Origin of the sequence: Shewanella sp. (assembly GCF_048265805.1) — a bacterium.
Classification (GTDB): Bacteria; Pseudomonadota; Gammaproteobacteria; order Enterobacterales; family Shewanellaceae; genus Shewanella.
Genome location: NZ_JBLXAT010000018.1, coordinates 1 through 20,694, shown reverse-complemented (window position 1 = coordinate 20,694; position 20,694 = coordinate 1). Strand labels below are relative to the sequence as shown.

The window sequence follows — 20,694 nt, the reverse complement described above, 5'->3', positions numbered from 1 at the left end:
GCATTATTTGCCGTTAAAGGGTTATGAGGCTCTTGGTTTTTGCGGCGTCATTCAAGGTTCATTAGTAATTTGAACACTTGCTTCAGTTATCAGGACAATCCGCTTTTATAATCGGGCGAATTCAGCTAAATTACCTGTCATAAATAACGGCGCTACGTGTATTTTGCCGCATACAACAGGGTGGATGACAGTTGATTTCTGTATATTTGGTCGATGATCACGAGTTGGTCAGAACCGGTATTCGAAGGATCCTCGAAGACGAAAAAGGCATAAAAGTCGTTGGTGAAGCCAACGATGGGGAAGCCGCCGTGCAATGGTGCCGCCAAAATGAGGCGGATGTCGTATTGATGGATATGAATATGCCCGGTATTGGCGGCTTGGAGGCAACGCGTAAAATTTTACGTTATCAGCCTCATGCCAAAATTATCGTGCTAACAATTCACACTGAAGATCCATTTCCGACGAAGGTGATGCAAGCTGGGGCTTCGGGGTATTTGACCAAGAGTGCCAAGCCACCTGAAATGATCCAAGCTATTCGCCAAGTGGCTTCAGGCCAACGTTATTTGGCCCCTGAAATTGCTCAAGCTCTCGCGTTGAGTCAATTTAATCAAAGTGATGAGAATCCATTTAAGTCATTGTCCGAGCGCGAATTGCAGATTTCGATGATGATCACCAATGGTCAAAAGGTCACTGAAATCTCAGAACAGTTGAGCCTGAGTCCGAAAACGGTCAATAGTTACCGTTATCGCTTGTTTGCCAAGTTAGGTATCAGCGGTGACGTTGAACTGACGCGCTTAGCCATTCGCTATAAATTGCTTGATACCGCGCAGTTGTAACAACGACAGTATTATCTGATATCTTCCCTGAAAGCGCCTTGAGCGCTTTCTTTCTCTATTATCACTCAATATCTAGTCATAGAGTTTTATATGTCGCAGCCGTTTAACGCCAAACAATTCCTACGTAATGTCACCTCCGCACCTGGGGTGTACCGCATGTATGATGATGCGGAGACGGTGATCTACGTGGGTAAAGCGAAGGATTTAAAAAAGCGTTTATCGTCTTATTTTCGCGCTAACTTGCCCAATGTTAAAACTCAAGCCTTGGTGTCACACATCGCTAATATCGATGTTACGGTAACGCATAGTGAAACAGAAGCACTGATCCTTGAGAACGACTACATCAAACGTTATATGCCGAAATATAACGTGTTACTGCGTGATGATAAGTCGTACCCCTATATTTTGCTGAGTCAGCACCGGCATCCGCGATTGGCCTATCATCGCGGGCCGCAGCGAGAAAAGGGCCAGTATTTTGGCCCCTATCCTAATGGTGGTGCCGTGCGTGAAAGTCTGCATTTGATGCAGAAGCTATTTCCGATCCGGCAATGTGATGATCTTTACTACAAGGCCCGTTCCCGGCCGTGTTTACAATATCAATTACAGCGTTGTAGCGCGCCATGCGTGGGCAAAATATCGGATGAGGCTTACCAGCAACAAGTACGCTTAGCAGAGCTGTTTTTGCGTGGTAAAGACCAGCAAGTGATTGCCAGCTTAGTCGAACAGATGGAGCAAGCGTCGCTGGCGCTAGCATTCGAACAAGCCGCACAATTTCGCGATCAGATTACCGCATTGCGCCGTGTGGCGGAGCAACAACAGGTGAGTTCTGCGCATGGAGATATGGACGTTATTGGCGTGCACTATGCCTCGGGTATCGCTTGTTTCCATCTGCTGTTTATTCGCGAAGGTAAGATTATCGGTAGCCGTAGCTATTATCCGCAGGTACCAGATGCCACCGATATGGCTGAAGTGCTACGTGCCTTTATGCTGCAGTTTTACCTTAACAGCGACGCCCATGGGAACGTGCCAAAAGAGATTTTACTCAGTGAAGAGTACGACGAGCTGGACGAACTTACCGACTTACTGCTCGAAGCTACCAGCCAGAAAGTGGCCGTTCGTACCAATGTTCGTGGTGATCGTGCCGGTTATCTGCGTTTAGCAAAAACTAACGCCACCAATGCGGTACTCACCAAGCTAACCCACAAAAATACGGTAGAGCAACGTTTCTTATTGTTGGAAGAAGCGTTGGAGTTCAGTGGCAGTATTGCCCGCATGGAATGCTTTGATATCAGCCACACCATGGGGGAAAGCACCGTGGCGTCCTGCGTGGTCTTTAACCGTGATGGCCCACAGAAGTCTGAATATCGCCGTTACAATATTAGCGGCATTACGCCCGGTGATGATTATGCGGCGATGAAGCAAGCATTAGAGCGTCGCTTTGACAAGGTGACTGCGGCGGGCAAGATCCCCGAGATTGTATTTATTGATGGTGGGTTAGGGCAGTTACGCATGGCACAAGCTGTGGTAGACATAAAGTTTGTGGGGCTGGAAAAACGGCCAATGTTGGTGGGGGTTGCTAAAGGTGAAAGCCGTAAACCGGGCTTAGAGACCTTGATCTTTGGCGACAGTGAAGCCAGCTTCTCACTTCCCGATGATTCACCCGCGCTGCACCTTATCCAGCATATTCGCGATGAGTCGCACCGGTTTGCTATTACCGGTCACCGCAATCGTCGGCAAAAGACCCGTAACACTTCTACCCTGGAATCAATACCCGGTGTTGGACCTAAACGCCGTAAAGCATTACTGCAATTTCTCGGTGGATTGCAGGAAGTAAAGAATGCCAGCGTTAACGAATTGCGCAAAGTGCCAGGAATTAGTGCGGAAATGGCACAAACCATACATGATACATTGCGAGCCAACTAAATTTGAGGCAAGATTAATCCGCGAATAATCAGTTGGTTCTATCATGCCGTTTAATCTTCCTATGGCCTTAACGTGGTTTAGGCTGTTTCTATTACCGATTTTCATTGTAGTGTTTTACCTGCCGTACCCGTGGGCACACTTCGCTTCTGCTTTTGTGTTCTGGCTTGCGGCTATCACCGACGCGCTCGATGGCTACATGGCGCGTAAGTTGGGCCAATCCACTCGCTTTGGCGCTTTCCTTGATCCCGTCGCTGATAAGTTGATGGTGACCACCGCTTTAGTATTGCTGGTTGAGCAATTTGATAGTCCGTGGTTGACCCTACCAGCGCTGTTTATGGTGGGGCGTGAAATTGTGATTTCTGCTTTACGTGAATGGATGGCGGAAATTGGTAAGCGCGGCGCGGTGGCTGTTAGCTGGATTGGCAAATATAAGACTGCCGCGCAGATGTTGGCCATCATTGGCTTGCTGTGGCAAGTTGATACTTGGATGGTCAACTTGGCTTACGGCTTATTGTACGTAGCTGCTTGGCTCACTTTCTGGTCGATGATGAGTTACATCAAAGCAGCGTGGAAAGATCTGATTGCGGGTTAATCAGTTTTTTTAGAACAATTAGTGCGCAAACAATCACTTATAGCCTTTTGGCGCATTGACACATTAGGCTAAAACAGTAGAATGCCCGTCGTGAACTTCGGTTCCTTCCTTCTTTTTGTTGCGACATTAGCTCAGTTGGTAGAGCGATACCTTGCCAAGGTATAGGTCATCGGTTCGAACCCGATATGTCGCTCCAATTTATTAGGCGCGATGGCAGAATGGCTATGCTGCGGATTGCAAATCCGTCGATCTCGGTTCGACTCCGGGTCGCGCCTCCATTTTTTCTCTTCCCCAATAATCCTACGTACCCCCAGCACTGCTCTATAATTATCGTTATGGTGTCGTTCAACTAATTGGTTGCTGATGTGACTTATGGGTTGATAGTAAATAGGGCTGTAACGATGCGGTTTATTTGGTTGCTGTTGAGTATCTGTTGTGTTGTTAGCTCGGCATTTGCACAGCCCGCAAATGCTGCCAAGGAGGCTTTGCACGAACAACTGCAGATGTTGACATTACTACCGCAGCAAAGTGGTTTATCTTCGTTGCCCGTAGTCTCTGAACAACGCAGGAGTGCTACCGAAACACTTTCGGAGGCTGAGTTACAGCGTATTCTTAGCCAATTCTGGTTTTCTCATGGTGTGAACCTGTCTGATAGTCGCCAGTTGCTGACAGATGATTTCTATCGGGTGAGTGCGCGAGTGACGCAGCTCTTAAGCTTAGATGAGCAGCAGTCGTGGTTACCTATCGCACCTGGTGGTTGGTTGCGTCCGGGAGATAATCACAGTGATATTCCGCTTATTGCTAACAGACTTGCGCTACTGGGTGACCTGAATGAAACACCGTTCGATTCATATGACTACACGCCAATCATCGCTGATGCTGTACGACATTTTCAACGACGTCATGGCCTAAAAGTGGATGCAGTGATCGGCCCTCAAACCCTTTACTGGCTCAATGTGACGCCATTACAGCGCGCAAAGTTGTTGGTTAAGGGGTATGTTGAAGAAACCTCCTTACGTTACAACTTGCCGGCACAATATGTGTTGGTCAATGTCCCCGCTTATGATTTGCAGTTTGTTGATAACAACCAATTGGTATTGCGCTCAAAAGTGGTGGTGGGCTTGCCTTATCGGCAAACACCGCTGTTGCAGAGTGAAATTACTAGCGTAGTGCTCAACCCCGCGTGGCATGTGCCGCGTAATATTGTACGGCGCAATTTGTTACCTCATATTCGCCAAGACAGTAGCTATCTTGAACAGCAATCCTACGATGTATATGACTATCAGGGACAGAAGGTGCCGTTGGCCGATGTGGATTGGTCAGCACAGGCGCACGGTCGCTTTCCTTATCGGTTGGTGCAGCGGCCGGGAGAGCACAATGCCCTTGGCCGTTACAAGTTTCATTTCGCCAATAACTATGATGTGTATCTACACGACACCCCAGAAAAAGCGCTTTTTAATAAAGATCAGCGCGCGCTGTCATCAGGCTGTGTTCGCGTAGAAAAGGCCAACGAGTTAGCGCAGTGGCTAGGTAAAAATCTGGTCGCTGATGGCAAAAAATGGCAACAGATGCAATATGATTACACAACAACTCAATGGTTTAAGTTACGGCAAAGTATCCCCGTATATATTGTGTATTGGACCGCATGGGTCAATGAGCAGGGCATTGCCGAGTTCCGGCCTGACATCTATAACAAGGAGTCTGAAACAACACTTGCCTACCAATCATCCGCGAATAGTAACTAAGTTAGCTTTTTGGGTGTTTCATTAAACTTTAGTCATCAAAGTGCGGTTTTTTATCATCTTGCTTGACCTCGGCAGCAATCATGGTTACTTTCTGAACGGTTTTTGATCGTTAAGAGGTAGATTGTCCGGTGTCTTTATCATGTCCAATTCGTCGCCAATTATTAAAAGGCATAGGTGGCGCTGCTGTAGTTTCATTAGTGCCTACTCAAGCATTCGCTAGTCGCTCAACGCAAGGAAGCCGATTTTTGAGTTTTTATAACATCCATACCGGTGAGCACCAGCAAGGTATTTATTGGGAAAAGGGCGGTTACGTGGGGGACACACTGGCATCGTTTAATAACCTGATGCGTGATCATCGCCAGAATATTGAAGCGCCAATGGACAAGCGCGTATTTGATATCATCTACCAGCTGCAACAGAAGTTAGACACCGATAAGCAGGTGCATGTTATTTCAGGTTATCGCTCGCCAAAAACCAATGCGATGTTAGCAGCCCGTAGTAATGGTGTTGCTAAGAAAAGTTACCATATGAAAGGTATGGCTGTAGATTTGTGTATTCCGGGGCTTTCGCTGAAAGATGTACGTGAAGCTGCACTGCAATTAAACCTTGGTGGCGTAGGCTACTACCCAAAATCAGGCTTTATCCACGTTGATTGTGGCCCTGTACGCCGCTGGTAGTGAATAGTGATTGTTGGCTGCGGTACATCGTGTTATTATCCGCGCGCATTTTCATAGGTTGCTGTTGGTCGAAAACGGTAACCCGTATTTACTTATAAAAGAGAGTATTATTATGTCTTATACAATTCCAGCTGCTATCCGCACTGAGATCGGGAAAGGTTCGAGCCGCCGCCTGCGCCGTGAAGATAAAGTACCAGCTGTTATTTATGGTACTGGTTCAGGTAAAGAGCCTGTATCAATCGTTATCGATCACAAAGATATCATCAACATCCAAACTAACGATGATTTCTACACTAGCGTTCTGACTATCGTTCTGGACGGTAAAGAAGTTGCTGTACGTGCACAAGCTATGCAACGTCACGTATTCAAACCAATCATCGAACACGTTGACTTTGTATACGCTTAATTAGCATTATGCATTGAAAGCGCCCAATGGGCGCTTTTTTTATGTCTGTGATTTGGCTCGTTATTCGCCCTTCGTGACGAGAACGGGAATTAACGGCGAAGGTGGTGCCAGTTCGCCACCTTCTTACTGAGTTAATGTTCGCGCTTAATCGTCGCTGGTATTGATATCAAATGAATAATATAAATCCAGTGATTGGCTGATGGTGCTGGATACCGATTCGAGATACAGCTGAGACAAGAGGTAATAACGCACGGTCACTTCATAGCCGGGGGTAAATACCCCCACACCATATTTGAGCATTAAGTCCTTGCCGATATAGCCGCTAATCGCCACTTTGCCTTCATTATCGGTATCGAGCTGCACATTGTTAAAGCCAAACATCTCTACCAAACTGGTGGCGGTATTACTGATATTGCTCATGGCAGAGCTACCGCCACTAAACTGCGTACCGAGTGAGATGGCTGCACCTACCATCATGCTGCTGTTGTCTGATGAGCTATCAAAACCTTTGCCCTGTAAAATATAAGACAGTACTTCTGCTTGCTCACGAGCGGGGTCAGAGAACAATGTGACTTGTGGCTTCAGTGCCGTACCGGTAATACGCACCCCAGCGACCAAGTCATCGTCTTTGATTTCTCTTATAGCTTCGATATTGAGCGATGGTACTTGTGGCGGGCCAATAAACTGCAACTCACCGCGGGAGATAGTCAGCGTTTGACTCATAAACTTATAGGTACCGTCCTTTAAGTTGATATTGCCATAGACTTGGGCAGGCTTACCGGCTGACTGCTTAAGGTTTACCGTGCCGGTTAACAGCGATTTAAGCCCATAGCCATCAATGGTGAGTTTGTTGCCTATCGAGACGTTAATATCCGCAGTCACTGGGGTTGCGGTTTGTTGTGCTGCTTGCTGGGCTTGGGCATCATCAAATACTACATCTTGCGATATGCTCACACCGCCAGCGGGGAGGGGCACGATGGTAATGGTGCCAGATGGAATACCAACCTTGCCAGTAATGTTAATGGCATCACCTAAATTGATAGTCAGATCCGGTGAAACATCAACAATAGCTAGTGGTGGTTGAATGACCGTTAACTGTTTGCCATTCACGCGAAGGGTGCCAGTGGGTTTTCCCGTTGGCCAAGCAATATCGCCGTTGAGCGTCCCAGTACCTTTACCCATGTGCCAGCCACCATCAATTGTCACCTGCTGACCATCAAAATTGGCGGTGACTGCCAGTTCATCAATTTTGGTTGGGTTGCTGCTGAGCACCAAGGCGCCCTGCTGTAGCTTCGCTTCACCACTCACTTGTGGCTGAGCCAATTGCCCCGACAGCGTCAAATCGGCAGTTAATAACCCTTCTAAGGTTTGAAACTGCGGGATGACTTGCTCAAAGAACTTAAGATTAAAGCGTTCCAGCTGCACTTGTCCCTGCAACGTATGTTCTGGCGCGGTGGCAATATCTACCGCAGCATCCACTTTGGCCATCTCGCCTGCATCAAATGTGGCTTTGGTATGGAGCCAATCCTTATCGAGAATCGCACTTATCTGTCCTGCTTGATAGCGCACGGTTTCACTGTTTTTGGTCTGTTGCGTATAAGTGATAACACCGGGCGCGAGATCCATCTGTATCTTCGCTGTTGGTTTGGCGTTGGGCGGTAGCTTGATGCTGGCATCCATGCTCGCTTCACCTTGCCACTGAATACCGGACGGCAAAAATGCTGCTAGCGCTGAGGCTGGTTTACCTGCATAGCTAAGCTCTATCTGTGGATTGGCGAGGTCAATAGCTTGTTTTAGGCAAACTTGGTTATCGGTGGTGGTGAGACAAAACGGCGCGACTTTGCCTTGTGCGGTGGTTTGTTGCCAGTCGACCATTAATGGATCTTGGAGCTGCCAATTGCCCGCTTGGCCAGTGGTTATCAGCTCATTCAATGTCAGCTGCAGTTGCTGCTGTTCGGCATTGTATTTATTGTTACCGCTGAGTGATACGCCGTTATCGCCTGTAAGTGCAAGTTGGAATTGCTGTTGACTCAGATCACCGTTTAGCTCGGCGTTGAGGCGGCCGATAAGTTGCTGTTGTAATTCAATCTCGCCTGTCTCGATTTTGACATCAAACTGGTGATTGTTGAACGGCTGGTAATGGCCATTCAGATCAACATCTGCAACTTTATAGTTTTGCCAACCCCCATTAAGCAATTTGCCATTCAAGTTGATTTGAGGCTGTTCGCTGGCGCCAGATACGGTGACTGTGGTGCTGAAGTTACCAAAGGCATCTGGTAGCCATTGGGCTAAATCGGGCACGGTAATTGAGCCATTAATATCCCATTTGTCACCCGCGCTGCCTTTGACGTAGAGGCGACTATTGAGCGCCGTCAGTGTCAGTCCATTAGAATGAATCGCCAGCGTGTCATCAGCTTGTATATCGCCCAGTAGGGCAAACGGCAGTTGATCCGCGCGGCCTTGTAAGGCAACTTGCGACACTTTGACGTGCCAATGTCCATCACGGTAATAGCCTTCGGTGGACAACGGTCCGGCAATATCACTCTCGGGCAAACGCAATGTTGCGGTATCAGCCGCTGACGTAACCAAGTGAATTGCGGCCAAGTTTAACTTAGAAAGCTGAGAATTGATTTGCCAGGCCAGCCCGTCAGCGTACGTCAGTGAACCATTCAACGCGAGTGAACCCGCTGAAGTGGCAACGTCAAAATCTTTCAGTGTCAGTTGTTGCTGCTGATGATTTAAGGCGCCACTAATCTCTAATGCCTCGACAAACGGGCTAAATATTTTGCCGCTAAGTTGTGCTTGCTGACTTGATAACGAACCTTCACTCGATAAATTGAGGTTTTCTGCGCGGTATTCTGGCTGATTAAATGGCCACTGCAGCGCTGTTGCGGTCAGCTCAACACGATAAGGCAAGGCTGCATTGGTTAAGTTGCTATGAGCGGTAAGTTGGGCTTGCTGGGTGCCATAAAGCTCGGCTTTCAAGTTGAGGTCGGCCAGGCTGCCGTCGAGTGAGAAGCGCGCATCTTGCACTATGCGTTCATCACTTTCCGGCATGTGGCTCATCGACACCTGCGCTTGCAGCGACAGCGGATAGTGTTCGCTTAAGGTCGCGTGGCCTTTAAGCGAGATTGCCCCGCTGTCATGCACCAGTGTCAATTGTCCGATATTAATGTCACTATCGGCAACGTCTGCGAGTAACACCAGCAGCGGAAAGTGTTCGGTCGTTTCGCCCAGTTTTAACTGTGTTTGCTCCAGCCTTGCCATCTCCACACTGATGGGAAACGGCAAACTGATGCTAGGTAATACAGCTAATGGCCATGCGTCAGAAGGCGGCTGTTCCTCGGTTGTAGGGGCGATGGGGTCAAGCATGAGTTGATTGCCGACTAAGCGCTCTACAACAAGACCGTCGTTATCCCAATGTGCGCTAAGGTCAATTTGTGCAGCTTGGTAATGGGTCTGATTAATACTGACATCAATATTATTCAAATTCGCACTACTGAGAGCAATGGTCACTGGCAGGGTAAAGCCAGCATCAGCATTATCTTCGGCTGCAGGCTCCGCTGGCGTTGTTTCAGTCTCTGTCGCTGCGCTCGTATAGTTTACCACGACATCATCAGCTTTGATTGCGTCAACACACACCGCGGCTTTTAGCAGACACCAAGGCCGCCAATTGAGTTGTAGCTGCTGCAATGCCACGCTGGTAGAGGCGTTTTGCCAACGAATATTTTCAAGGCTAAGTTCACTGTTAAGCGTACCGCTGTGGTAGCTCACCGTTAACCCTGGCACAAAACTGTCTGCCAACCATACGCCGAATTTACTGCCAAAAGGTGTGGATACCACTAAGGCAACCACCAGTAACAGTAGTAGCGGGATATAAACAATACTACGTACCAAGGCTTTGATAGCGCGCCGTAGCCCAACGGTGCCACGAGTGACTGGGTTGACGGTGCTACTTGGTTCGCTCTGGCTCATAGTTCCGTCCCCATCGTGAGGTGAATACGCCAGGTGCCGTAATCAATTTGTGGATGTCGAACCCCAAAGCCAACATCAAACTTAATTGGGCCTAATGGTGAGATCCAATGTATCCCGCCACCGACGGATACCACAGGATCAAACTGCCCAGTATCAAAGGCATTACCGCCATCGACAAAGGTAGCAACACGCCAACTCGGTGTGAGGTAATATTGATATTCCAAACTGCCAACGGCGAGATAACGGCCACCGACCACTTGGCGGCTGGGGATGCCATCGCTGTTGGTATATTCAATAAACGGACCGAGTTCTTGGTAACTAAAACCACGAATACTCTGATCGCCACCAGCAAAATAACGTAGCGATGGCGGAATATCGGCTAAGTCGCTGTCTTTCGCGAGGTTTACCCCTAAATCCAGCCGTGAAACAAATCGGTGCTTATCAAACAGAGTTTCAATCCATTTAAACTGTGCTTGTAAACGGGTGAGACGGGCATCTGAGCCAAGTACAGGGTCAGTATATTCCACGCTGTACAGCTGACGGAAACCCGACTTGGGATCTAAGCTGTTGTCGCTGCGTATCGTTTTACTAATACTGCTACCAAGGAGTAAAAACATCGGGTCGTAATATGTGTCTGACTGGTTATAGCTTTCTTGCAATACGTTCAATGAATAGGAAAATAACCAACCGCTGATGCGTTTATTACGGGCTACGCCTAAAAGCTTCTTGCGTGACTCCAATTCACCATCGTTTCGATATTCACCACTTTCTGCATCAAAGGTTTGGTTGACGCCGTATTTGTCCCATAACATCCCCGCTTTAATCTGTAATTGATCATCGAGTGGATCTGATAACGGAATGGTATAGGTAAACAACGCCTTAGGGCGTTCAGGCGACCACTCTAAACTGCTTTCCAGAGCATGGCCGTGGTCGTTAACTTGCGGGGTCTTCCACACTAACTTAATACGGGGTTCCAACTCGTTATTGCTGTTGTTACCAATGTCGGCCCCCAGACCCACTTGCACAGAGTGGTCAGCTTTGGGCGTTAGTTCCGCCTTAATTGGCACATAGTTATCTTCTAGCTTATCTAGCTGTGGCAGCACCTTGATTGAGGTAAAGTAACCCGTGTCCAGCAAGCGTTGGTTAAAGGCCGAGATGCGGCGTGTGCTGTAATTCGCATGCGTTTTAAACGGCACCAACTTGTTGAGTAGCTCAGGATCCAGTGTTGAGCCTTCAAAGTTGATGTCGCCAAAGTGATAACGGTTACCGGAGGCAAATTCGAGATTGATCTGGGCGGTATTGAGCTCGCGGTTGACGCGAATTTCGGCCTGTGTGTAATGCCCATCAAAATAGCCGCGAGCAAAGGCGAGGGCGGATAACTGGGATTTCACTTGCTCGTAATCACCATGATTGAGCGTATCTCCCGGTTTCATCTTGATTGAATCAAGCCAGTTATTGAACAAGCGATCTTCTAACAGCTCGCCGTTAACGCGAATATTGACCCATTGCAGGCGGGTCACTTCGCCGGGCGTTATCTCCAACTTGAGTTGCCATGGTCCATTAACTGGCCGTTCTAGAGATTGCTTTACTCGGCCGTGATAATACCCCAGCGATTGCAGTGCATCATCGATGTTGTCTTCCACGTTAAAGAGGTAGGCATCGCGCTGTGCATCAGTTGCTGGTAATTGGCCTAAATACGCTTGTACGTTGCGCCGCAGTGCACCATCCACCCCGGATATTTCTAGCGTCAATAGATTATCCGCAGCAAAAACCGCAAAAGAACTACAACTTGCGAGACACAAGCAAACAATTGAAATTTTGGCGCGTGGATTGTGTACAGACAAAAAGGACAACCATGGTCTATAAGAATTTTCCTAGCTAATATTGTGAACCGTAATGTGATAATCAGGCAAGTCACAGATTGTAATTGCCGAAAAAAGTCGCTACAAAATAGGCAGTTGTTAACAGGGATGCAAAAAATGAAATCCACTCTTAAAACCGTTGTTGCCGCATTAGCTTTGATGAGTTCAGGGGCAACCTTCGCCGCCGAGGCGCCATTTTCCATTGTTATTCATGGTGGTGCAGGTACTATTTCTAAGGCGCATCTAAGCGATGAACAGATTAAAACCTATAAGGCCAAACTGACCGACGCCGTTAACGCCGGTTATGCGGTATTAGAGCAAGGTGGTACTAGCCTTGATGCTATCCAAACTGCCATCAATATTTTAGAGTCCAGCCCGTTGTTCAATGCAGGAACGGGTGCGGTGTACACTTGGGATGGCAAGCATGAGATGGATGCGTCGATCATGGATGGCGCCAGTATGAATGCTGGCGCAGTGGCGGGCGTAAGTCATATTGAACACCCTATCGATTTAGCGCGGGCCGTGATGGAAAAGTCAGAGCATGTCATGTTGTCTGGCACGGGTGCAGAAGAGTTCGCGTTGACCCAAGGCTTTAAGTTGGTGCCAGCCAATAGTTTCGATACCGAGCATCGTTATCAACAACTATTAGATGCCAAAGCTAAAATAACCGCGGCTGAGAAACATGATTTTCAGGCGAAAGTAGATCCACTCGACCTAGACTACAAATTTGGCACGGTCGGTGCGGTGGCATTGGATAAGCACGGTAATCTTGCTGCCGCGACATCTACTGGCGGCATGACGGCAAAACGTTATGGCCGTATTGGTGACTCGCCGGTGATTGGTGCGGGTACCTATGCCGAAAATGGTGTGTGCGCGGTATCGGCCACTGGGCATGGTGAATACTTTATCCGTTATCAGGTCACGGGTGACATCTGCGCCCGCGTCAAATATCAACACAAGTCAATCATTGAAGCCGCGGATGAGGTGATTAACAACCGCCTAGTGAAGGCTGGTGGTAGTGGCGGTGTTATTGCGCTCGACGAGCATGGCAACGTCGCCACCTTGTTTAACACTGAAGGCATGTATCGCGCTAGCCGCAAAAGTGGTGAGCAACCGATGGTGATGATCTGGCGCGAAGAGTAATAAAGGTTAGCAGTTCCTAGGCAAAACTCCGCCACGTTAGCAAATGCCGACTACACTTAAGGTCGAGACATTTGCTTTCTTTGGGGGAAACATGGACTCACTAAAAGTCAAAGACTTTATGGATCGCTTTCCAGTAAAGCTGTCTGCCGACATGACCATTGCCGAGGCGGTGGAATTGTTGTTGAAAGAACATAAACCGGGAGCGCCAGTGGTGGCTGCGAATGGTCACTTGATCGGGTTTTTATCTCAACAAGATTGTATTGGTGCCATGCTAAAAAGCAGTTACTACTGTGACTTAGCCGATATGGTAAAAGATCGCATGCGCACTGACGTACTGTCGGTATCGCCAGACTATAGCGTGTTACTGTTGGCGGAACAGATGTTAGGTAACAAACCGAAAATGTACCCGGTGGTGGAACAGGGGCGGGTAGTGGGGGTGGTTGACCGCTTTCATATTCTGTCTGCCGTAAACGGCTATATGAAGCAATGTTATACCGCACCGGTCTAGTGTTATTACTGGAGCAGATTACGGGCTATGCAATAATTACCGCGCGTGCGTTACGGGGATTAGTAAGTTAACGCATTGCTTCGTTAGCTAACGTTGTCATGCACGCAGTCCGTTGCTTCGAACTGCTATTGCATACAAATCCAGAGTGTTGCCGAGATTTGTTCTTACCGTCCTTAGCCCTGAGTAGTATTCAAAACGGCGTATCCTTGGTAGGATCGTCGTTTTCGTTGTTACTGGATGTTGAGTTTTGAACGCCAAGTTGTCGCCACTGTCGCGCGAATTCCTAGACCGTTGTTACCAGCCTGATGCGGCCCGTATTCGTCGCCAATTGTTCAAATCAAAATCGCTCAAGGATGCTGATAAGAAAGCTGAGTTGTTGGCGGAGTTAACCAGGCGAGCAGAAGCCGCATTGGAAAAAGCCAATCAACGTATGGCGGCACGCCCGCAAGTGACCTATCCCGATGAACTGCCGGTATCGCAGAAGCGCGATGAGATTGCATCTGCCATCATCAGTAACCAAGTGGTGATTGTGGCGGGCGAAACGGGTTCCGGTAAAACAACCCAGCTACCCAAAATCTGTTTAGATCTCGGCCTCGGTGCTCGTGGCTTGATTGGGCACACCCAACCGCGGCGTTTGGCGGCACGTAGTGTTGCCAATCGGGTAGCGGAAGAGCTGCAAACCGAGCTAGGTCAAGCGGTCGGCTTTAAAGTGCGTTTTGCCGATGCTATTGCGCCAGAATCTTATATTAAGTTGATGACCGACGGGATTTTACTGGCGGAACTGTCGAATGATAAATGGTTGTCGCAATACGAATGTTTGATCATCGACGAAGCGCATGAGCGCAGTCTCAACATCGACTTCATCCTCGGCTACATGAAAGAGATCTTGCCAAAGCGCCCAGATCTTAAGCTGATCATCACCTCGGCGACCATTGATGTTGAGCGCTTCTCTAAGCATTTTAACGACGCGCCAGTGATTGAAGTCAGTGGCCGAACTTATCCGGTAGAAACCCGTTATCGGCCGTTATTGCAAGAAGACGATGACGACTTAGATTTGATTGAAGGCATTTTTAAAGCAGTAGATGAACTGTGCGCCGAAGGTCTCGGCGATATTCTGATCTTCCTCAACGGTGAACGCGAGATCCGAGATGTGGCTGACCAGCTGAATCGTCGCCAATTGCGTGATACAGAAGTGCTGCCGTTGTACGCGCGTTTATCCTACGGTGAGCAATCCAAGGTGTTTAAGCCCCACACGGGGCGTCGCATCGTGCTGGCGACTAACGTGGCAGAGACCTCGTTGACCGTACCGGGCATTCGTTATGTGATTGATCCCGGCACCGCGCGCATCAGCCGTTACAGCTACCGCACTAAAGTGCAACGTTTACCTATTGAACCGATTTCTCAAGCCAGCGCCAATCAGCGCCAAGGGCGTTGTGGCCGTGTTGGCCCAGGTATCTGTATTCGTCTGTATGATGAAACTGACTTTAATAATCGTCCTGAGTTTACTGACCCAGAGATTCTGCGCACGAATTTGGCGTCAGTCATTCTGCAGATGCTGTCCATTGGGTTAGGGGATATTGCGGGTTTTCCCTTTATTCAGCCGCCGGATGAACGCAATATTCGTGATGGCTTTTTGCTGCTGGAAGAGCTGCAAGCGGTTGGTCGTTATAAAGGTCAGCTCAAATTAACCAAACTGGGGCAACAGCTAGCCAGTATTCCGGTGGATCCCCGTCTCGCACGCATGGTGCTGGAAGCCAATAAACTGGGTAGCTTGCATGAAGTGATGGTGGTTGTGGCTGCGCTGTCGATTCAAGATCCACGTGAACGCCCAATTGAGAAACAACAAGCGGCGGATGAATCCCATCGCCGTTTTGCCGACAGTAAATCAGACTTTGTCGCACTGCTGAATCTGTGGAACTACCTCAAACAGCAGCAAAGTGAGCTGTCTGGCAGTCAGTTTCGCAAACAAGTTAAACAGGAATTCCTCGCATATTTACGTATTCGTGAGTGGCAAGATCTCTATGCCCAGTTACGCCAAAGTGTGCATGACCTGAAATGGCGTTTGAATAGTGAACCGGCCAATTATGAGCAACTGCATCAAGCATTGCTGGCGGGGTTGTTGAGCCAAATCGGCTTTAAAGACGCCAACAACGAATATTTGGGAACCCGTAATCGTCGCTTCTTCATCTTCCCTGGCTCGCCACTGGCGAAAAAAGGCCCTAAATGGTTGATGGCGGCTGAGCTGACTGAAACCTCGCGTTTATTTGCCCGTGGTGTGGCTTCCATTGAGCCTGAGTGGTTGGAACATCTCGGCGAGCATTTGATTAAGAAGCAATACAACGAACCACATTTTGAAGCCAAGCAGGGCGCAGTTATCGCTTTTGAAAACCAAGTGCTCTATGGCTTAACCGTGGTTAACCGTCGTCGGGTGCAGTTTGGTCCAATCGATCCGGTGCAAGCGCGTGAAATTTTTATTCGCAGCGGTTTGGCAGAAGGGCAATTAAAACTGCGTGATAAGTTCTTCCACAACAACTTGCAACTGCTCGAAGAGGTGGAAACTCTAGAACATAAATCTCGTCGTCGCGATATTCTGGTGGATGAAGATGTGTTATTTGCCTTCTACGATGAGCGCGTGCCAGAAGGAATTTACAATCTACCGTTGTTTAATGGCTGGTGGAAAAAGGCCTGCCGAGACTCGCCAGAGCTACTGAACTTTGACCGCGACTTACTGATGCAACGGGACGATACCCATGTGTCGGCATTAGATTTCCCCGATGTATGGCAGCAAGACAACCTGCGGTTACCGCTTAGCTACCGTTTTGAACCGGGTGAAGAGGACGATGGAGTATCGCTGCATATTCCAGTTGCACTGCTTAACCAAGTGGAAGACCGCGACTTTGATTGGTTGGTGCCGGGGCTGCGAGAAGAGAAGTGTGTGGCGCTGATCCGCGCGCTGCCAAAACCGTTAAGACGTAATTTTGTGCCCGCGCCAGATTATGCCAAAGCCTGCGTGCAGGCGATGCAACCGTTTGAGCAGTCGTTGTTGGAATCGCTTAGTTATCGCTTGTTGCGCATGAGTGGCACCAAGGTAACGAGTGAAGATTACGACATCGCCAGCATTCCCGTGCACTTGCGGATGAATTTCAAAGTTGAAGATGAAAAGGGCAAATTGATTGCCCAAAGTCGCGACCTTGATGCGCTAAAAGCCAAGCTACAGGGGCAGGTGAAACACGCTATTCGCCAGGTGGCCGATGAGGGCATTGAGCAAACATCATTGACGGAATGGAGCTTTGGCGATTTGCCGAGTGAATATCAGCGCAAGCGCGGTAACTACCAAGTTAAAGCTTATCCTGCGTTGGTAGATGAGGGCGGCGATGTCGCCATCAAATTGTTTGATGATCAGCAGCAAGCGCAGACGCAGCATCGCCAAGGCGTGCGTAAGCTATTGTTGCTTAACATTCCATCACCAGTGAAACATCTGCAACAGGCGCTGCCTAACAAAGCCAAATTGGCGATGTACTTTAATCCATTTGGACAAGTGCAGTTGCTGATTGATGACATCATTGATGCGGCGATACAGATGATTTTGGATCAGCAAGCGCTGGATGTACGCACGCCAGGGCAATTTGATGCTGCGCGTGATGCAGTACGCCAAGATTTGAATAGCGCCGCAGAGCAGATTTCGCTGAAAGTGGAGGCAGTTTTGACCGCTCATCAGCGCATTCGCAAACGCCTAAAAGGCAAAATCAGCTTAGATATCGCTTTTGCAATGAGTGATATTCAAGCGCATCTGGATAGCTTAGTGTTTAAAGGTTTTGTCGAAGCCACCGGTTGGCAAAAGCTAGATGATCTCAACCGTTACTTGAAAGCCATTGAGATGCGGTTAGACAAACTGCCTGTTGATCCTAATCGCGACAAGCTGCATCTGCTCAGCATTCAAAATGTCACTGAAGAGTACCAAGCCACCCTCGCTAAGTTGCCGAAATCGCAACCTGTACCCGAGGTGCTTGCCAACGTACGCTGGATGATTGAGGAATATCGAGTCAGTTGCTTCGCTCAAACGCTAGGAACCGCGTATCCGATCTCAGAAAAACGGATTCTTAATCAACTGCAGCAAGTGTGATTATTGGATGATCACCTTTGATTTGGCCATGTTTTATCAAGTGACTAAAGATCTGCGTCTGAACTTTGCTGTCCGTGCGCTGTCTTTAGAATAGTAATATAAGTTCTAGTCGAGACTAGTGGTAGTATATACGCCCCGAAAGCAACTTTCGGGGCGTTTCTATTGAAAGCGTCATAGACTCATAAGTGGTCATTTGAGGAGAGAAATATGCGCTTGTTACTTATCGAAGATGACACCAATATTGCTGAAACCTTAGTGGCTTATCTGGAAAAGAACGGCTTTGTGGTGGATCTTGCTCCAACGTTAGCCATTGCCAAAACGGCCGTGCTTGAAAATAGCTTTGATCTGGTGTTACTCGACCGTTTGCTACCTGATGGTGAAGGCATGTCGATGCTGAGTTTTTTTAATGAACATCAGCGGCCGCAACGCGTTATTTTATTGACTGCATTAGGCGATGTTGATGATCGCGTGCGGGGCTTAGAAGCAGGCGCGCACGATTATATTGGCAAGCCGTTTGAACCTCGTGAGTTGTTGGCGCGGGTGCGTAATGCATTACGCCAGCCAATTAAAGCACGGCGCGATATGAAAACCTTTGGCTGTTTGCAGTATGACGTTGAAAGCCGAGCCTTTAGCATTGATGGCGTGGCACTGAACTTACGTCGTACCGAAGCCTTGGTACTAGAAGCGTTAATGGCTCGCCCCGGTAGTATGGTCACGCGTGAAACCATAGAGTCTCGCGTGTATGGTTATGACAAATTTGTCACCTCTAACTCGCTCGAATCTCAGGTGAGTCGGCTACGTAAAAACTTAGCGGAACATACCGACAGCATTAAAATTCAAACTGTCCGTGGCATGGGCTATAGCCTCGTACTCGGTAGCTAGTACAATTTCTGCATCATATCAGGTTGGTGCAAGCAAATGCCCACATGATGGTTGCCAATCCCCAGCAATAGAAGATCACTATGCCACAGAATGCGATGCAGTCAGCTCAGAACGCTGCTGCCGAGTTTAAACAGGTTTTTGAATCGATTAGAACGGAAGTTGGGCGCATGATTGTGGGCCAGCAAGAGATTGTCGAAGGCGTTCTCACCGCACTGATGGCTGGGGGCCATATTTTATTGGAAGGCGCGCCGGGCTTAGGTAAAACCATGTTGGTCAGTGCACTCAGTAAAGCGGTAAATATGGAGTTTAGCCGCATCCAATTTACCCCCGATATGATGCCAGCAGATATTGTGGGAACCTCAGTATTAACCGAAACGGCTAACGGTGGTCATGAGCTAAGTTTTCAGCAAGGGCCGATTGTGTCCAACATAGTGCTGGCTGACGAAATTAACCGTGCAACGCCTAAAACTCAGTCCGCGTTGTTAGAGGTTATGCAGGAAAAGCAGCTCACTGTCGGCCGTACGACATTGAAAATGCCAGAACCTTTTTGTGTGATGGCAACACAAAACCCCATCGATCAAGAGGGCACATATCCGTTGCCTGAAGCTCAGCTCGATCGCTTTCTGTTTAAGTTAGTGGTCGGCTATCCAACGGAAGCGGACTACCACACTATTATAGACCGCACTACTAGCGGTGAACAAATCGATATCCATCCGATCACGGATGCTGCGACCTTGTGCCGTTTGCGTGATATTGTACGCCAAGTACCAGTGCCTCACGCCGCCAAAAGCTATGCCATTCGGTTGGTGATGGCAACGCAGCCGGGAAGCGACTATGCGTCCGCTGCGGTTAACCGTTATGTGAGTTTAGGTGCATCGCCGCGTGGTATTCAAAGTCTGATGCTGGCCGCTAAAGTACAAGCTTTGTTACATGGGCGTTTTGCGGTCAGTTGTGACGACATACGCCGCATTTCACTGCCGGTGTTGCGTCATCGCATAGTGACTAACTTTCAAGCGCAAGCGGCTAATGTCGATACTGCAAGCATCGTGGCAGAGCTGCTGGCAAATAGTGCGTTATCACAAGAACTGTAAAGGTTATGCCGTGCATTGGAGAAGGTGCGGCAGGAGTTTCGCGGTTTTATCAACCAATATATTAGAACCGCAGATAGTGATCTGCCCAGTGATTTTCCCCTCGCACTCGGATTTGATAATTTCATTCATCAGAACCCCACTTTCATGACTACTTCCGTTTTCGCCAGCATATCTACAGTAACGGTCCGGCCAAGTTTTACCAGCAGTTGCAACTAGACAAGTTACAACAAACTAACTAAGCGCATCGGTCAAATAACCCCTTTAATCCACTCGTTGGCATCGATGATGGCGTGGTGTTAACGGGTTACAGTACGATTTAAGCTTTTTACCACAGCACAAATTTGCTATACAGCAGGCTACTACTAACAAAAGCCAGCCCTAACCAACCTAAGCCCCGTGTGACCATCAGCGGTGCATGGCGATTAAAGTAGGGAAACAGAATCGCGCCGAGAGCCACCAACGGCACCATGCCAAATAACTTGCCCAGGTGGGAACTCGATATTGGCGCAAAAGGTGGAACGAAGACATAGATAACCCAGTAGACTGCATACAGCAACATGGCGGCAACCGCCTCTTTTACTGAGGTGTCCCCCTCGTTGTAACGAAAATAGAAGGATAACAATACGGCAAAAATTAATAAACTAATCAAAAAGTTACTCCGTTAACCACCCAAATCATTCTCGGGTTATCCATCAATTATCGTCACAGCTTCACCTTTTTGAAACGTGCCCGTTTCAATAACCCCACCACAATAGCAGTACCGCAATAGTGATTGGCCATGCGAGGAAGTAGCGACGCTGGCACAATATACCAAGCTGAGTGACCAGATAAAACAGCAGAATGAGTCCTAAATTGCCTAGAGTGTGTTGATCTTTGTTGATTTATTAGTCGCAATACATCGGTAGCCACATCATTACACACGCCAGAGTAA

General features: G+C 48.4%; 14 protein-coding genes and 2 tRNA genes. 13 read left to right on the top strand and 3 right to left on the bottom strand.

Annotation, left to right across the window (positions count from 1 at the left end; translation table 11 throughout):
* The first annotated feature begins 191 nt into the window (after positions 1-191).
* The 8 genes from uvrY to rplY all read left to right on the top strand — a co-directional run bounded on the left by uvrY (position 192) and on the right by rplY (position 6,179).
* Positions 192-836, top strand: coding sequence for a UvrY/SirA/GacA family response regulator transcription factor (gene uvrY / locus ACN0TT_RS13040; protein WP_417762593.1), 645 nt, complete (start codon positions 192-194; stop codon positions 834-836).
* Between the two features lie 90 nt (positions 837-926).
* The gene (gene uvrC, locus ACN0TT_RS13035) at positions 927-2,759 is read left to right on the top strand and encodes an excinuclease ABC subunit UvrC (RefSeq protein WP_417762592.1); all 1,833 of its coding nucleotides are present in this window, start codon (positions 927-929) and stop codon (positions 2,757-2,759) included.
* A gap of 43 nt (positions 2,760-2,802) precedes the next feature.
* Positions 2,803-3,351, top strand: a complete 549-nt coding sequence (pgsA, locus tag ACN0TT_RS13030) for a CDP-diacylglycerol--glycerol-3-phosphate 3-phosphatidyltransferase (RefSeq protein WP_417762591.1) — start codon at positions 2,803-2,805, stop codon at positions 3,349-3,351.
* Between the two features lie 120 nt (positions 3,352-3,471).
* Positions 3,472-3,547, top strand: a tRNA-Gly gene (locus tag ACN0TT_RS13025).
* Between the two features lie 8 nt (positions 3,548-3,555).
* Positions 3,556-3,629: transfer RNA gene (locus ACN0TT_RS13020), tRNA-Cys, on the top strand.
* A gap of 207 nt (positions 3,630-3,836) precedes the next feature.
* Positions 3,837-5,096, top strand: a complete 1,260-nt coding sequence (locus tag ACN0TT_RS13015) for a L,D-transpeptidase family protein (protein ID WP_417762590.1) — start codon at positions 3,837-3,839, stop codon at positions 5,094-5,096.
* Between the two features lie 128 nt (positions 5,097-5,224).
* A complete protein-coding gene (locus tag ACN0TT_RS13010; protein ID WP_417762589.1) occupies positions 5,225-5,773 on the top strand; it encodes a DUF882 domain-containing protein in 549 nt (182 codons plus the stop codon).
* A 112-nt stretch (positions 5,774-5,885) separates the two neighbouring features.
* Complete coding sequence (rplY, locus tag ACN0TT_RS13005; RefSeq protein ID WP_417762661.1) at positions 5,886-6,179, top strand: 50S ribosomal protein L25; 294 nt, start codon at positions 5,886-5,888, stop codon at positions 6,177-6,179.
* A gap of 144 nt (positions 6,180-6,323) precedes the next feature.
* Here rplY and ACN0TT_RS13000 read toward each other — a convergent pair whose 3' ends face one another.
* Both ACN0TT_RS13000 and ACN0TT_RS12995 read right to left on the bottom strand, forming a co-directional pair.
* Entirely contained in the window at positions 6,324-10,154 is a 3,831-nt protein-coding gene (locus tag ACN0TT_RS13000; RefSeq protein ID WP_417762588.1) for a translocation/assembly module TamB domain-containing protein, read from the bottom strand.
* Complete coding sequence (locus ACN0TT_RS12995; protein WP_417762587.1) at positions 10,151-11,905, bottom strand: autotransporter assembly complex protein TamA; 1,755 nt, start codon at positions 11,903-11,905, stop codon at positions 10,151-10,153. The genes ACN0TT_RS13000 and ACN0TT_RS12995 overlap by 4 nt, the downstream gene beginning before the upstream one ends.
* A 270-nt stretch (positions 11,906-12,175) precedes the next feature.
* Here ACN0TT_RS12995 and ACN0TT_RS12990 point away from each other — a divergent pair, with 270 nt between their 5' ends.
* From ACN0TT_RS12990 to ACN0TT_RS12970, 5 genes are all read left to right on the top strand, one after another.
* Positions 12,176-13,159: an isoaspartyl peptidase/L-asparaginase family protein gene (locus ACN0TT_RS12990; RefSeq protein ID WP_417762660.1), complete on the top strand. Its 984-nt coding sequence runs from the start codon at positions 12,176-12,178 to the stop codon at positions 13,157-13,159.
* A gap of 91 nt (positions 13,160-13,250) precedes the next feature.
* Entirely contained in the window at positions 13,251-13,667 is a 417-nt protein-coding gene (locus ACN0TT_RS12985) for a CBS domain-containing protein (RefSeq protein ID WP_417762586.1), read from the top strand.
* A gap of 247 nt (positions 13,668-13,914) precedes the next feature.
* On the top strand, positions 13,915-17,790 hold the full coding sequence (hrpA, locus tag ACN0TT_RS12980; protein ID WP_417762585.1) for an ATP-dependent RNA helicase HrpA: 3,876 nt from the start codon (positions 13,915-13,917) through the stop codon (positions 17,788-17,790).
* Positions 17,791-17,997: 207 nt separating this feature from the next.
* Positions 17,998-18,672: a response regulator transcription factor gene (locus ACN0TT_RS12975; RefSeq protein ID WP_417762584.1), complete on the top strand. Its 675-nt coding sequence runs from the start codon at positions 17,998-18,000 to the stop codon at positions 18,670-18,672.
* A gap of 80 nt (positions 18,673-18,752) precedes the next feature.
* Entirely contained in the window at positions 18,753-19,763 is a 1,011-nt protein-coding gene (locus ACN0TT_RS12970; RefSeq protein ID WP_417762583.1) for an AAA family ATPase, read from the top strand.
* Positions 19,764-20,088: 325 nt separating this feature from the next.
* Here ACN0TT_RS12970 and ACN0TT_RS12965 read toward each other — a convergent pair whose 3' ends face one another.
* The gene (locus tag ACN0TT_RS12965) at positions 20,089-20,412 is read right to left on the bottom strand and encodes a hypothetical protein (protein WP_417762582.1); all 324 of its coding nucleotides are present in this window, start codon (positions 20,410-20,412) and stop codon (positions 20,089-20,091) included.
* Positions 20,413-20,694: the final 282 nt, after the last annotated feature.

What these genes read in the sequence shown, in the direction of transcription:
- uvrC (WP_417762592.1), top strand. Translation starts at nt 927, where the DNA reads ATGTCGCAGCCGTTTAACGCCAAACAATTCCTACGTAATGTCACCTCC.
- pgsA (WP_417762591.1), top strand. Translation starts at nt 2,803, where the DNA reads ATGCCGTTTAATCTTCCTATGGCCTTAACGTGGTTTAGGCTGTTTCTA.
- rplY (WP_417762661.1), top strand. Translation starts at nt 5,886, where the DNA reads ATGTCTTATACAATTCCAGCTGCTATCCGCACTGAGATCGGGAAAGGT.
- ACN0TT_RS13000 (WP_417762588.1), bottom strand. Translation starts at nt 10,154, where the DNA reads ATGAGCCAGAGCGAACCAAGTAGCACCGTCAACCCAGTCACTCGTGGC.
- ACN0TT_RS12990 (WP_417762660.1), top strand. Translation starts at nt 12,176, where the DNA reads ATGAGTTCAGGGGCAACCTTCGCCGCCGAGGCGCCATTTTCCATTGTT.
- ACN0TT_RS12985 (WP_417762586.1), top strand. Translation starts at nt 13,251, where the DNA reads ATGGACTCACTAAAAGTCAAAGACTTTATGGATCGCTTTCCAGTAAAG.
- ACN0TT_RS12975 (WP_417762584.1), top strand. Translation starts at nt 17,998, where the DNA reads ATGCGCTTGTTACTTATCGAAGATGACACCAATATTGCTGAAACCTTA.
- ACN0TT_RS12970 (WP_417762583.1), top strand. Translation starts at nt 18,753, where the DNA reads ATGCCACAGAATGCGATGCAGTCAGCTCAGAACGCTGCTGCCGAGTTT.